This window comes from Pseudomonas sp. NFACC41-3 (assembly GCF_900109505.1).
Classification (GTDB): domain Bacteria; phylum Pseudomonadota; class Gammaproteobacteria; order Pseudomonadales; family Pseudomonadaceae; genus Aquipseudomonas; species Aquipseudomonas chlororaphis.
Genome location: NZ_FOAE01000002.1, coordinates 419,946 through 433,854 on the forward strand (window position 1 = coordinate 419,946; position 13,909 = coordinate 433,854).

The 13,909-nt window shown below is 64.5% G+C and carries 12 protein-coding genes; 5 read left to right on the forward strand and 7 right to left on the reverse strand.

Annotation, left to right across the window (positions count from 1 at the left end; translation table 11 throughout):
- Window positions 1-119 precede the first annotated feature (119 nt).
- Complete coding sequence (locus tag BMY68_RS11295) at window positions 120-1,757, forward strand: 5-guanidino-2-oxopentanoate decarboxylase (protein ID WP_085532131.1); 1,638 nt, start codon at window positions 120-122, stop codon at window positions 1,755-1,757.
- Window positions 1,754-3,202, forward strand: coding sequence for an aldehyde dehydrogenase family protein (locus tag BMY68_RS11300; RefSeq protein ID WP_085532129.1), 1,449 nt, complete (start codon window positions 1,754-1,756; stop codon window positions 3,200-3,202). Before BMY68_RS11295 ends, BMY68_RS11300 begins: the two co-directional genes overlap by 4 nt.
- A 39-nt stretch (window positions 3,203-3,241) precedes the next feature.
- Here the strand turns inward: BMY68_RS11300 and BMY68_RS11305 are convergent, their stop codons facing one another.
- Window positions 3,242-4,171: an AraC family transcriptional regulator gene (locus BMY68_RS11305; protein WP_085532127.1), complete on the reverse strand. Its 930-nt coding sequence runs from the start codon at window positions 4,169-4,171 to the stop codon at window positions 3,242-3,244.
- A 331-nt stretch (window positions 4,172-4,502) separates the two neighbouring features.
- Between BMY68_RS11305 and BMY68_RS11310 the strand changes: the two genes are divergently transcribed.
- Window positions 4,503-4,868, forward strand: coding sequence for an antibiotic biosynthesis monooxygenase family protein (locus tag BMY68_RS11310; RefSeq protein ID WP_007931229.1), 366 nt, complete (start codon window positions 4,503-4,505; stop codon window positions 4,866-4,868).
- A gap of 9 nt (window positions 4,869-4,877) precedes the next feature.
- Complete coding sequence (locus tag BMY68_RS11315; RefSeq protein ID WP_085532125.1) at window positions 4,878-5,150, forward strand: hypothetical protein; 273 nt, start codon at window positions 4,878-4,880, stop codon at window positions 5,148-5,150.
- A 43-nt stretch (window positions 5,151-5,193) separates the two neighbouring features.
- Here the strand turns inward: BMY68_RS11315 and BMY68_RS11320 are convergent, their stop codons facing one another.
- Together BMY68_RS11320 and BMY68_RS11325 are read right to left on the reverse strand one after the other, a co-directional pair.
- Window positions 5,194-5,823, reverse strand: a complete 630-nt coding sequence (locus BMY68_RS11320) for a flavin reductase family protein (RefSeq protein ID WP_085532123.1) — start codon at window positions 5,821-5,823, stop codon at window positions 5,194-5,196.
- Window positions 5,824-5,966: 143 nt separating this feature from the next.
- Entirely contained in the window at window positions 5,967-6,308 is a 342-nt protein-coding gene (locus tag BMY68_RS11325) for a hypothetical protein (protein ID WP_062824814.1), read from the reverse strand.
- Window positions 6,309-6,684: 376 nt separating this feature from the next.
- Here BMY68_RS11325 and BMY68_RS11330 point away from each other — a divergent pair, with 376 nt between their 5' ends.
- Window positions 6,685-7,440, forward strand: a complete 756-nt coding sequence (locus BMY68_RS11330; protein ID WP_085532121.1) for a COG4705 family protein — start codon at window positions 6,685-6,687, stop codon at window positions 7,438-7,440.
- 131 nt (window positions 7,441-7,571) lie between these two features.
- Here the strand turns inward: BMY68_RS11330 and BMY68_RS11335 are convergent, their stop codons facing one another.
- The 4 genes from BMY68_RS11335 to BMY68_RS11350 form a co-directional block, all read right to left on the reverse strand.
- Window positions 7,572-8,894, reverse strand: coding sequence for an MFS transporter (locus tag BMY68_RS11335; protein ID WP_009045321.1), 1,323 nt, complete (start codon window positions 8,892-8,894; stop codon window positions 7,572-7,574).
- A 203-nt stretch (window positions 8,895-9,097) separates the two neighbouring features.
- Complete coding sequence (locus tag BMY68_RS11340; RefSeq protein WP_062824815.1) at window positions 9,098-10,432, reverse strand: sigma-54-dependent transcriptional regulator; 1,335 nt, start codon at window positions 10,430-10,432, stop codon at window positions 9,098-9,100.
- The gene (locus tag BMY68_RS11345) at window positions 10,426-12,189 is read right to left on the reverse strand and encodes an ATP-binding protein (RefSeq protein WP_085532119.1); all 1,764 of its coding nucleotides are present in this window, start codon (window positions 12,187-12,189) and stop codon (window positions 10,426-10,428) included. Before BMY68_RS11345 ends, BMY68_RS11340 begins: the two co-directional genes overlap by 7 nt.
- Before the next feature lie 146 nt (window positions 12,190-12,335).
- Window positions 12,336-13,859: a fumarate hydratase gene (locus tag BMY68_RS11350; protein WP_007931196.1), complete on the reverse strand. Its 1,524-nt coding sequence runs from the start codon at window positions 13,857-13,859 to the stop codon at window positions 12,336-12,338.
- Window positions 13,860-13,909: the final 50 nt, after the last annotated feature.

Below are 13,909 nucleotides of genomic sequence, written 5' to 3' on the forward strand. Positions count from 1 at the left end.
TATGACTTTTTATCCATTGTTCCCGCTACACGCGGCCCGTTCCAATGACGCCTTCCCCGTGCCTGGCCATGCAGCGGCCAGCCAGGCACACCGTCTCAAGCGAACAAAAAGGGCAAGACATGGCGACGTGCGGCGAAGTGTTGGTCAAGTTACTCGAAGGTTATGGCGTCGAGCAGGTCTTCGGCATTCCCGGGGTGCATACCGTCGAGCTGTATCGCGGCCTGGCCCGTTCGAGCATCCGGCATGTCACGCCGCGCCACGAGCAGGGCGCCGGTTTCATGGCCGACGGCTATGCCCGCACCAGCGGCAAGCCGGGGGTGTGCTTCATCATCACCGGCCCAGGCATGACCAACATCACCACCGCCATGGGCCAGGCCTATGCCGACTCGATTCCGATGCTGGTGATCTCCAGCGTGCAATCGCGCAGCCAGCTCGGCGGCGGCCGCGGCAAGCTGCATGAACTGCCGAACCAGGGCGCCCTGGTGGGCGGCGTGGCGGCGTTCTCCCATACCCTGATGTCCGCGGCGGAACTGCCGGGGGTGCTGGCCCGCGCCTTCGCCCTGTTCCAGGCCGGTCGCCCGCGCCCGGTGCACATCGAAATCCCTCTCGACGTGCTGGTGGAGGAGGCCGACGACCTGCTCGACAGCGAGCCGGTGAGCATCGCCCGGGCCGGCGCCGCGCCCGCCGCCATCGCGCGGATGAGCCAGCTGTTGGCGGGCGCCAGGCGTCCGCTGATCCTCGCCGGCGGTGGCGCGATCGATGCCGCCGCGTCCCTGACCCGCCTCGCCGAATGGCTCCAGGCGCCCGTGGCCCTGACCATCAATGCCAAGGGCATGCTGCCGTCCCGGCACCCGCTGCTGATCGGTTCGACCCAGTCGCTGGTGGCGACCCGCGCCCTGGTGGCCGATGCCGACGTGGTCCTGGCCATCGGCACCGAGCTGGCCGAAACCGATTACGACGTGACTTTCGCCGGCGGTTTCGAGATTCCTGGCGCCCTGCTGCGCATCGACATCGACCCTGACCAGACCGTGCGCAACTATCCGCCGAAAGTGGCGCTGGTGGCCGACGCGCACAGCGCAACCGAAGCCTTGCTGGCCGAGCTGGGCAAACAACCGCTGAGCGAGCGCGACAGCGCCTGGGGCGCGGCCCGTGCCGCTGCCCTGCGTAGTGCACTGGAGCAGCAGTGGGACGCGCCGACCCGGGCGCAGACCCTGTTCCTCGAAACCGTCCTGCAGGAGTTGCCGCAGATCGTCATCGTCGGCGACTCCACGCAGCCGGTGTACAGCGGCAACCTGGCCTTCAACCCCGAGCGTCCACGCCGCTGGTTCAACTCCTCGACCGGCTACGGCACCTTGGGTTATGCCTTGCCGGCGGCGATCGGCGCCTGGCTCGGTGGCGCTTCCGAACGCAACGCCCGGGGGCCGGTGGCGTGCCTGATCGGCGACGGCGGCCTGCAGTTCACCCTGTCGGAATTGGCCTGCGCGGTGGAAGCGCGCACACCAATCATCGTGCTGCTGTGGAATAACCAGGGCTATGAAGAGATCAAGAAATACATGGTCAACCGCGACATCGAGCCGGTGGGCGTGGACATCTACACGCCGGACTTCATCGGCGTGGCCAAGGCCCTGGGCTGCGCCGCCGAGTCCATCGACAGCGTCGACGGATTGCGCGATGCGTTGCGCGCGGCCAGCGATCGCCAGGGCCCGACCCTGATCGAAATCGACCAGGCCGGCTGGATGCGGGCGGTGCAGGCATGAACCCGACAAGCCTGTTGAACGGCCTGTACATCGATGGCCAGTGGCATGCCGGCAGCGAGCGGTTGCCGGTGATCAATCCGTCTACCGAAGAGCCACTGGCCGTGGTCGGTGGCGGCGACCCACACAGCGTCGAGCAGGCGGTGAGTGCCGCCCAGGCCGGGCTCGCCGAGTGGGCCGCGACCTGCGGCGCCGAGCGTGGCGCGGTGTTGCGGCGGATCGCCGCCGGTGTCGCCGAGCGTCGTGAACACCTGATGCACCTGCAGTCGAGCAACAATGGCAAGCCGCAATTCGAAGCGGCCATCGACGTCGATGACGTGATTGCCACCTTCGAGTACTACGCGGGGCTGGCCGAAGGCCTGGACGCCGCCCAGGACCGCGATGTGCCGCTGCCCAGCGATGATTTCAGCGCCCGTGTGCGGCGTGAGCCCTGTGGCGTGGTCGGCCTGATCGTGCCGTGGAACTTCCCGATGGTCACCACCGCCTGGAAGCTTGCGCCGGCCCTGGCCGCCGGTTGCAGCGTGGTGCTCAAGCCCTCGGAAGTCACGCCGCTGCCGGAACTGGAGCTGGCGGCGATCATCGCCGGGAGCGGCTTGCCCAAGGGCGTGTTCAACCTGGTCTGTGGCACCGGCCTGGCGGTGGGCGCGCCGCTGGCGGCCGATCCGCGGGTGGCGAAGATTTCCTTCACCGGCAGCAATGCGGTCGGGGTCCAGGTCATGCAGCGCGCGGCGGAGACGGTCAAGGGCGTGAGCCTGGAACTGGGTGGCAAATCTTCGCTGCTGGTGCTGGCCGATGCCGATCTCGAACTGGCGGTGGAGCTGGCCTGCGGCGGCGGTTTTTTCAACGCCGGGCAGATGTGCTCCGCCACCAGCCGGGTGCTGGTGGCCGACGAACTGGCGGACGAATTCCTCCTGCGCCTCAAGGCACGGGCCGAGGCGATTCGGGTGGCGGACCCTTTCGATCCGGATGTGGAGATGGGTGCGCTGGTCAACCAGGCGCAATACCAGCGCGTGCTGGGCCATATCGATCGCGGGCTGAGTGTCGGGGCCAAGTTGGTATGCGGTGGCGAGCGCCCGGCGGACCGTGCGCGCGGCTTTTTTGTGCGGCCGACGATCTTCACCGAAGTGCCCCTCGACAGTGCGCTGTGGCGTGAGGAGATCTTTGGCCCGGTGCTCTGCGTGCGCAGTTTCGCCAGCGAGGCCGAGGCCATTGCGTTGGCCAACGACAGCGAATTCGGCCTGGTGGCCAGTGTGGTCGGCGCCGATGTGCAGAACGCCGAACGAGTCGCCAATGCCTTGCAGGCCGGGCTGGTGTGGATCAACGCACCGCAAGTGATCTTCCCGCAGACCGCCTGGGGCGGCTACAAGCAGAGCAGCATCGGCCGCGAGCTGGGGCCTTGGGGTTTGCAGGCGTTCCAGGAGATCAAGCACGTGGTTCGCGCGCGGTAACAGTCTTTTGGAGCGAGATGGTTTTCTGTAGGGGGGGAGTCAGACGCTGCTGCGCAGGCGCGCCATATCGCGCAGCGGCGGGGCGCCGAACTGGCGGCTGTATTCGCGGCTGAACTGCGAGGGGCTTTCGTAGCCGACCCGGTAACCGGCGGCGGACGCCTCCAGCCCTTCAGTCAGCATCAGGCGCCGGGCTTCCTGCAGGCGCAGTTGCTTCTGATACTGCAAGGGGCTCATGGCGGTCATGGCCTTGAAACGGTGGTGCAGGGTGGACACGCTGAGGTTCACCCCTCGCGCCAGATCGTCGATGCGCAGCGGTTGCTCGTAGTTGCCGTTCAGCCACTTGATGGCCTGGCTGACCCGGTGGCTCTGGCTGTTGGCGATGGCGATCTCATACAACCGGTGGCCCTGCGGGCTGCGCAACAGCCGGTAGAGAATTTCCCGACGAATCAGCGGCGCGAGCATGGCGATGTCTTTGGGTGTGTCCAGCAGGCGGGTCAGGCGCAGCACGGCGTCGAGTATCGGCGTGTCCAGGCGCTCCACATACAGGCCGCGGCCGACAGGACGGTTCGGCACCCCCAGCGGCCCGGCATCGGCGATCAGCGTGCTGATCTCGGCCGGGTCGATGTCCAGGCGCAGGGCCAGGACCGGCTCCAGCGGCGAGACATCGGCCAGGCGCCCGCTCAATGGCATGGAAACCGAGACCACCAGGTAGTTGAGCGGGTCGTAGTTGAACTCCTCGTCGGCCAGCCGCACTTCCTTGCGCCCCTGGGCCATGATGCACAGGGCCGGCTGGGCCAGCACCGAGGCGAAATCGTGGGAGTGGCTGTGGCGCGAGACGAACAGCGACTGGATCGCCGTGGCATAGCTGCCGTCTTCGCCGGTATTGCGAGCAATGATCCCGGCCAGCTCCGCCCGCTGTTTTTCCATCTCCGCATCCAGTGGCGGCTGCTGGGTTTCGAGCGATGACATGAAGGCCCCTCCGGGAAGATTGCGAATGGCCACAGCTTAAATTTGTGCAAGCGCCAGGGGTAGGCGATTCCTGCGTAAATCTTGCCTGATCCTGCCACGCGTGCGCGCGTGAGTAGAGCCGACTCCTGTGCGCGGGTTGTCACTTGCTTGAAACAACGTTGTGGGTTTTTTCCGCTTACCGGGCAGGATTCGGCGTTCCCGGGCAAGACTCGCAGGATTGTGCAATAGGCCGGCAGGAATCGACTAACGAGCATTACGTCGGGCGCTTAATCTTGGATCCTGTCGCAGCCCGTCCCATGGCTGCCTCGACACCACCCTGGGAGGGTCGCACATGTCCACGCATATTCCCGTCAGCCACATGGCATTCGTTCGCGCCCGCGCCGGCCGCTCAACGGAGTTGGGTGCTCGCTTGAGCAGTCTGATCGAACCATCCCGCCAGGCCACAGGTTGCCTGCAGTTCGCCTTGCAGCATTCGCAGTGCGACGCTGACCTGTGGCTGATATCCGGATTCTGGAGCAGCCAGCAGGCGATGACCGATTACTTCTGTTCGCCGGCCATGGCGATCTTCGCCGAGCTGGTCCAGGACCTGGTGGTCAACAGCCTGGATTTCCATACTTTCAGAGACGTCTCGGCGGCCCAGGCCGAAGGCGAATACGCGCAACTGAACGGGGCACCGGTACACCAGCTGGCCAGCTGAGGGTTTAGAATGGCCGACTTTCCATTGGCCAGGACCAGCAACATGGCACGTAAAGAGTTTGCAGCATACGAAGCGGTTTCCGCCGTGGTTCCAAGTGAAGGGGGCTACAGCGCCGCCATCGCGGTCAAGGCCCTGGGTGGTTCAGGGGCACCGCGCTTTCACAAGGTCCTCGACGACCAGAAATTCAAGACCGCCCATGACGCCGACCAGGCTGCCGCGCAGAAGCTTGAGCAGTTGATCGACGTGACCGAAGACGGCGAACTGGCCTGGGAAATGGCCTGATCCGGGTCGCTACCTGATCTGAGCAGCTAGTTGGATTGAGCCGCTACCTGACCGCCCCCGGGCGGAACATCTTGAACAAGGCCTCTGGCCCCAGCTGGAAATAATCCGCCGGCCCGCCGCCGCGCAGAATCGGCTCTGCCGCGGCGGTGTCGTATACCCCATCCTTGAGCAGCCACTTGGCGATATGCACGGCGACCACTTCGCCGAGGATCAGCCAGCTGGGCACCAACTCCTGATCCGCGCGCTGCAATTGAATGATCTGCGTGACCTTGCACTCGAAGGACACCGGGCTTTCGGCCACCCGCGGCACCGCAATCACTTTCGAGGCCATGGGCGTCAGCCCCGCCAGTTCGAACTCATTGACCTCGGCCGGCACGGCCGCGCAGCTCTGGTTCATCCGCTCGGCGAGCGGGCGGGTGGCGAGGTTCCAGGCGAACTCGCCGGTCTGCTCGATGTTGTTCAGGCTGTCTTTGCGACCGACGCTGGAGAAACCGATGATCGGTGGAATGTAATTGAAGGCGTTGAAAAAACTGTAGGGCGCCAGGTTCAGCCGGCCTTGCTGGTCCTGGGAGGAGATCCAGCCGATCGGGCGCGGGCCGACGATGGCGTTGAACGGATCGTGGGGCAGGCCGTGGCCCTGGGCGGGTTCGTAGTAATGGATGTCTTCGGACATGGCAGGCTCTTGCGCGGACAAAGAGGGAAGGCCGCCATAGTGCAAGCCATTGAACGTGAATACCAGCCTTGCGCCGTGCGGTTTTCCCCGGGCCAGAAACAACTAAGCCCGGCCGAAGCCGGGCTGCGGGGCATCCCTGAGGGTTAGCCGATGGCGGCGGCAGTCCCGGTGCGATCGAAGCCGTCGGCAGCGATTGCGCCTGCGGTACCGGTATGGTCGAAGCCGTCGGCAGCGATTGCGTCAGCGGTGCCGGTGTGGTCGAAACCATCGGAAGCGACTGCGCCTGCGGTGCCGGTGTGATCGAAGCCATCGGAGGCGATAGCGGCGGCGGTGCCGGTGCGATCGAAACCGTCGGAAGCCAGGCTGGCGCTGGCCGAGCTGCCCGAGGTGAAAGTGGCCGAGCCGGTGCGGTCGTAACCATCGGCGGCAAAGGTATTGGCAGCCAGTACGGAAAGGGTCAGGGCGAGGATCAGTTTGCTTTTCATGGTGGTCACTCCAGGTTCGTTGACGTTTTGTGCAGTGGGTGTGAAATGGATGGTACGCCAGTTAATTTGATTAAAAAGCGCAAATAAATGCTTAAAAATATCGAATTAATAGATGTTTTTGGCGTCAAGAATCAATGCATAAAGCCTCTTTCCTGCTTCTGCCGCGTTTGAGGCACCGACACCGATTTCGATGGAGGCAGAGTGAGGGCTGGGCATTAACCGGTCATTAACCTGTCCGCACCACTGAAAAAAAACCTGCTCAACGGTTTTTTCATACACCCCTTACCTATTTTTCACCGCTCGCCCCGCAGCCTTCGCTCCCACATAGAAGTCCAAGACGGACCGTCTTCACTCGAGCTCTGGAGCACTGCAACGAATGAATAAACTTCCTCAGATCACCCTGGCGTTCTGGGTCATGAAAATCTGCGCGACGACCCTCGGGGAAACCGCCGGCGACTTGCTGTCGATGACCCTGAATGTTGGCTACGCCATCAGCTCGATGATCCTGATCAGCGTGTTCCTGCTGACCCTGGTCACCCAGCTGTTTTCGAAAACCTACAACCCGGTGCTGTACTGGATCGTGATTCTCTCCACCAGCACCGCCGGCACCACCATGTCGGATTTCATGGACCGCACCCTGGGCCTGGGTTATGCCACCGGCTCGGCGATCCTGATCGCGATCCTGATGGCGATCTTCGCGGTCTGGCGCCTGAGCGGCGATCCGCTCAACGTCAACAAAATCCAGACCCTGCGCGGCGAGCTGTTCTATTGGCTGGCGATCCTGTTTTCCAACACCCTGGGCACCGCGCTGGGAGACTACCTGGCGGACGATTCGGGGCTGGGTTTTGCCGGTGGCGCGCTGCTGATCGGCTCGACCATCGCCCTGGTGGTTGTGCTCAAGTACTGCACCCGGATTTCCTCGGTGCTGCTGTTCTGGGTGGCGTTCGTGCTGACCCGGCCGTTCGGCGCGACCCTGGGCGACTTCCTGACCAAGCCCCTGGAGAAGGGCGGCCTGGACTTCGGCACTATCGGTTCGTCGGCGGTATTGGCGGGGATTCTGCTGGTGATGATTGCCGGGGCTTCGTACTACAAGAACCGTAGCGAGCGGCAGGTGGCAGCTGAATTGGGGTGATGATCCGCGCACCGCGTTGCGGTTATCGCGGGCAAGCCCCGCTTCTGTAGGAGCGACGCTTGCCCGCGATAGGGTTTAGCTGATGACACCATAGCGCGAGGGCCTTGCACCCTCGCGCTTTTTCTTGCCGGTCAGTCAGTCTCGATCCGCGAGTGTTTGCGCGTGTCTTTCATGGTGATGTAGACCAGCAGCGACACGGCGATGCAGGCGGTGACATACCAGTAGTAACCGGTTTCCATGCCGACGCTCTTGAACCACAGCGCGATGTATTCGGCGGTGCCGCCGAAGATCGATACGGTCAGCGCGTAGGGCAGGCCCACGCCCAGGGCGCGGATCTCGGTCGGGAACAGCTCGGCCTTGACCACCGCGTTGATCGAGGTATAGCCGCTGACGATGATCAGCGCCGCCATGATCAGGAAGAACGCGCCCCACCAGCTCTGGATGGTGTGCAGGGTGGTGAGGATCGGCACGGTGAAAAGGGTACCGAGGATGCCGAAGGCGATCAGGATCGGACGGCGGCCGATCTTGTCCGACAGCGCGCCGACCACTGGTTGCAGGCACATGAACAGGAACAGGGTCGCCGCGGAAATGGTGGTGGAGTCGGAGATGCTCATGCCGACGGTGTTCACCAGGTATTTCTGCATGTAGGTGGTGTAGGTGTAGAAGGCCAGGGTGCCGCCCATGGTCAGGCCGACCACGGTCATCAACTCTTTCGGATGACGCATCAGGGTGCGCATCAGGCTTTCTTTCGGCTTTTCCTTCTTCTTGGTGAAGGACTCGGTTTCTTCCATGCCACGACGCAGGTACAGCGCGACGATCGCGCACAGGGCGCCGATGCCGAACGGAATGCGCCAGCCCCAGGATTGCAGCTCCTCGGTGGTCAGTACGTTTTGCAGCACGATCAGCACCGCCAGGGCGATGAGCTGGCCGGAGATCAGGGTCACGTACTGGAAGCTGGAGAAAAAGCCACGACGTTCCTTGGTCGCCATCTCGCTGAGGTAGGTGGCCGAGGTGCCGTACTCGCCGCCGACCGACAGGCCCTGCATCAGGCGCGCCAGCACCAGCAGGATCGGAGCGCCGACGCCGATGGTCTCGTAGCCGGGAGTCAGGGCGATGATCAGCGAGCCGAAGCACATCAGCAGCACCGAGGCCATCAATGCGGCCTTGCGGCCCTTGCGGTCAGCGTAGAGCCCCATCAGCCAGCCGCCGATCGGACGCATCAGGAAGCCCACGGCGAAGATCGCGGCGGTGTTCAGGAGTTGCGCGGTGGTGTCGCCCTTGGGGAAGAAGACTTTGGCGAAGTACAGGGAGAAGGCGGCGTAGACGTACCAGTCGTACCACTCGACCATGTTGCCGACCGAACCGCTGAAGATCGATTTCAGGCGGCTGGCGGTGGTCTTTTCTTTGGCAGGCGCAGCTGCCGACCCAAGAGGCAGGGTTTGCGAGTTATCCATGACGGATCCTTCATTTAATTGTTTTTGTGGAGCGCGCCGAAACGCAGCCTGCTGGAGCTATAGCAGGAGCTGTGCCAGGAGCCGAAAGGCCTGGTTTAGAAGGGTCTTGAGAATTCGATGAGCGGAAATCCGCTCATTGGCGAAAGTGCGTGAGCGGAAAATTGCCGATGAAGGCGGTGTGGGTGAGGGCGTCTTCGCGAGCATCACTCCTCCCCGAGAAACATCTCCCGCGCCAGCCCATGGCGCTGCATCTTTTCATTGAAGGTGCGGCGCGGCAGTTGCAGCTCGACGAGCACCGCCTTGATGTCGCCCTTGTGCCGGGTCAGCGCGGCCCGCAGGCATTGCGCCTCGAAAGCTTCCTGCTGCGCCGCCAGGGACTGGCCGGGGTCGATGGTTTCCGGCTCGGGCTCGCCCAGGCCGAGCACCTGGCGTTCGGCGACATTGGCCAGTTCGCGCACGTTGCCCGGCCAGTCGTGGCTCAGCAGGCGGCTCAACTGCGCCCCGCTCAGGGGCGCGACGCTACGGCCCAGACGCTCGGCGGCGGCGTGGGCGAAATGTTCGTACAGCAGCGGGATGTCTTCGCGCCGATCCCGCAGCGGCGGCAGGCGCAGCTGCGCGACGTTCAGGCGGTAGGCCAGGTCTTCGCGAAAGCGCCCGGCGCGGGCTTCGTCCAGCAGGTCCGGTTTGGTCGCGGCAATGATCCGCAGATCCACCTCGATGCTTTGGTTGGACCCTAGGCGTTCGAGCTTCTGTTCCTGCAGCACCCGCAGCAGCTTGACCTGCTGGGCCAGTGGCATGCTTTCGATCTCGTCGAGGAACAGGGTGCCGCCGTCGGCGTATTCCAGCTTGCCGATGCGCTTGCCCTGGGCGCCGGTAAAGGCGCCGCTTTCATGGCCGAACAGCTCGGCTTCGAACAGTTGCTCGGGGATCGCCGCGCAGTTCAGGGCGACAAAGGGCTTGTCGGCGCGCGGCCCGAAGTCGTGCAGGCAGCGGGCGACCAGTTCCTTGCCGCTGCCGGTCTCGCCACGGATCAATACGTTGACCGGCAGCGCGGCCAAGTCGACCACCTGGCGCCGCAGGGTCTGCAAGGCGCGGGATACGCCGAGCAGGGTGGAGTCGATTTTCTCCCGGGTATCGGCCTGTTCGTGGAGGCGCCGGTTTTCCAGGACCAGGCCGCGCTTGTCCAGGGCCCGGCGCAGGCTGCTCAACAGGGTTTCCGGGCTGAAGGGTTTTTCCAGGAAGTCATAGGCACCGTCGCGCATCGCTTCCACCGCCATCGGCACGTCGCCGTGGCCGGTCAGCAGGATCACCGGCAGGTCGGCGTCGCGTTGCTGCACCTCTTTGAGCAGCTCCAGGCCGCTGATGCCAGGCATGCGCACGTCGCTAAGGATCACCCCGGGGAAGTCCCTGGGCAGCCGGGCCAGGCAGTCCTCGGCGCGACTGAACAGCTGCACCTCGAAGCCCGATAGGCTCAGCCATTGTTCGACGGCGGTGCGAATACTGGCTTCGTCGTCGACCAGCATTACCGAATTCAACATGGGATATGCGCCTCCAGGTCGATGGGCAGGCTCAGGGTGAAGATCGCGCCCTGGCCTTGATTGCCGGCGCTCAGGCGTCCACCGAGTTCGTGGACGATAGCGTAGGACACCGCCAGGCCGAGGCCCAGGCCGTCGCCCACCGGCTTGGTGGTGAAGAACGGATCGAAGACGTTCGGCAGGTGTTCTTCGGCGATGCCGCCACCGCTGTCGATGACGCTCAGGCTCCACAGCTGCTGGTCGGCTTCGAGGTGGATTTCCAGGTGCTTGAGGGGCTTGTCGCGCATGGCGTCCAGGGCGTTGCGCAGCAGGTTGATCAGCACCTGCTCCAGGCGTATGGCATCGCCGCGGACCCAGGCCGGGCGCGTCAGTTGCAGGCGTGTGTCGACCTGTTCGTCGCGCAGTCGGGTGTCCAGCAGTTGCAGGGCCTGATCCACCACCGCCGCCAGGTCCAGGCGTTCGCGCAGGCCGCTGGGGCTTTTGCGGGCGAAGGTTTTCAGGTGGCCGGTGAGGCTGGCCATGCGGGTCAGCATATCGTCCAGCGGTTTCAGGGCCTGGTAGGCCTCGTCGATCCGCCCGTGATCGAGCAGCAGGCGCAGGGTGGCCAGTTGCATGCGCTGGGTGGTCAGCGGTTGGTTGATTTCATGGGCCAGGGCCGCGGACATCTGCCCCAGGGCGGCGAGCTTGGCCGATTGCACCAGGCCGTCCTGGGCGGTGCGCAGATCGCGAGTGCGCTCCTCGACCAGGCGTTCGAGCTCTTCGCGGCTGCGCTGGCGCAGCTTGGCCAGGCGCCAGCGCTGGTTGAGGAACAGCAGCAGGAACACCAGGGTCAGCCAGGCACCGGCGGCGGCCAGGCCGGCGTTGCGGCGGTCCTCAAAGGCGATCTGCGGACGCCGCAGCAAATGCAGGGTCCAGCCTTCGGTGGCCAGGGGCAGGGATTCCCACAGGTAGTCGACGCTGCCGTCCGGGCCCTCGACCCGGGTCAGCGCGCTGTCGTCGTCAAAGCGTCGCAGCGGCCGATGTTCGAGCGGGGTCAGCCGTTGCTTGTCGTATTGCCGGGTGGCCTGGAGTTCGGCGCGGTCGCTGTCCGACAACGGGCGCAGCTGGCGATAGCGCCAGCCCGGCTGGTTGGCGATGAACACGATGCCCCGGGCATCGCTGACCAACAGGGTGTCGCTGCCCTGGCTCCATTCGCGCTCCAGTTCGGGGAATTCCAGCTTCACCACCATGGCGCCGAGGAACTGCTCCTGCTCACCCTTGACCGCGCTGGAGAGGAAATAACCGGGAATGCCGCTGGTGACGCCCACGGCATAGAAGCGTCCGCTGCCCTGGCTGCGGGTCTGGCTGAAGTAGGGACGAAAGCCGTAGTTGTGCCCGACGTAGCTGCTGGGCAGGCGCCAGTTGCTGGCGGCCACGGCGAGGCCGGTGTGGTCCAGCAGCTCCAGGGTCGAGGAGCGGGCGGCGCCGTTGATTTGTTCCAGTTTGCGGTTCAGGGCGTCCTGCTGCGGGCCGACCGGGCCCTTGAGCGCCGAGCGCAGTTCCGGGTCCAGCGCCAGCACGGCGGGCAGGGCGCGGTAACGTTCGATCAGGGTATGCAGGGAGTTGGCGTACAGCGCCAGTTGCTCGCTGGCGCGGGCGGCATCGTCCTCCAGCGCCTGGCGCTCGGCATGGCGCATGGCGAAGGTCGCGCTGACCACGGCGCCGGCGAGAATCACCAGGGTATAGAAGGTCAAGCGCAGCGGGCGGGAGATCTGGACCATGAGTCAAGGGCAGGCTGAAAGGGGGCAGGAAAGATAACACGCCTGTCCGAGGCTTCGTTGACCGTGGACAGCCCTGGCCCGGGCAGGCATGAAAAAGGCGGCGCTGCTCATCGAGCAACGCCGCCTTGGGTAACAGCAAGCAGCGCTTACTGCACTTCTACCGCCAGGCTTTCACTGATCTTTTTCTGCCAGATGGCAGGACCGGTGATGTGCACCGACTCGCCTTTGCTGTCGACCGCGACAGTGACCGGCATGTCTTTGACTTCGAACTCGTAGATCGCTTCCATGCCCAGTTCGGCAAAGGCCAGGACCTTGGACTTCTTGATCGCCTGGGCCACCAGGTAGGCAGCGCCGCCGACGGCCATCAGGTACACGGCCTTGCTGTCCTTGATCGCTTCGATCGCGGTCGGGCCGCGCTCGGACTTGCCGATCATGCCCAAGAGGCCAGTCTGCTCGAGGATCTGGCGGGTGAACTTGTCCATCCGCGTCGCGGTGGTCGGGCCAGCCGGGCCAACCACTTCGTCACCGACCGGATCGACCGGGCCGACGTAGTAGATGAAGCGACCCTTGAGGTCAACCGGCAGGGTTTCGCCCTTGTTCAGCATCTCGACCATGCGCTTGTGCGCGGCGTCGCGACCGGTGAGCATCTTGCCGTTGAGCAGGACGGTTTCGCCCGGCTTCCAGCTCTGCACTTCTTCCGGGGTCAGGGTGTCGAGGTTGACGCGACGGGCCGACGGACCGGCTTCCCAGACGATTTCCGGGTAGGCGTCCAGAGGTGGCGCTTCCAGGGACGCAGGGCCCGAGCCGTCGAGCACGAAGTGTGCGTGGCGGGTCGCGGCACAGTTCGGGATCATGCACACCGGCAGCGAGGCGGCGTGGGTCGGGTAGTCCATGATCTTCACGTCGAGCACGGTGGTCAGGCCGCCCAGGCCCTGGGCGCCGATGCCCAGCTGGTTGACCTTCTCGAACAACTCCAGGCGCATCTCTTCGATACGGTTCTGTGGGCCGCGGGCCTTCAGCTCGTGGATGTCGATGGACTCCATCAACACTTCCTTGGCCATCACCGCGGCTTTCTCGGCGGTGCCGCCGATGCCGATGCCGAGCATGCCCGGCGGGCACCAGCCGGCGCCCATGGTCGGAACGGTCTTCAGCACCCAGTCGACGATCGAGTCGGACGGGTTGAGCATGGCCATCTTCGACTTGTTCTCGGAGCCGCCGCCCTTGGCCGCCACGTCCACTTCCACGGTGTTGCCGGGAACGATGGAGTAGTGGATGACCGCCGGGGTGTTGTCCTTGGTGTTTTTACGAGCGCCCGCCGGGTCGGCGAGGATCGAGGCCCGCAGGACGTTTTCCGGCAGGTTGTAAGCGCGACGCACGCCTTCGTTGATCATGTCGTCCAGGCTCATGGTCGCGCCGTCCCAGCGCACGTCCATGCCCACGCGTACGAATACGGTGACGATACCGGTGTCCTGGCAGATCGGGCGGTGGCCGGTGGCACACATGCGCGAGTTGATCAGGATCTGCGCCATGGAGTCACGGGCCGCTGGCGATTCTTCGCGCAGGTAGGCTTCGTGCATCGCCTGGATGAAGTCCACGGGGTGGTAGTAGGAAATGAATTGCAGGGCGTCGGCAACGCTCTGAATCAGGTCGTCTTGCTTGATCACGGTCATGAGTCGCGCTCCTCTAAAAGACGGGAACATTTAATAAGGTGCTTGCAGCT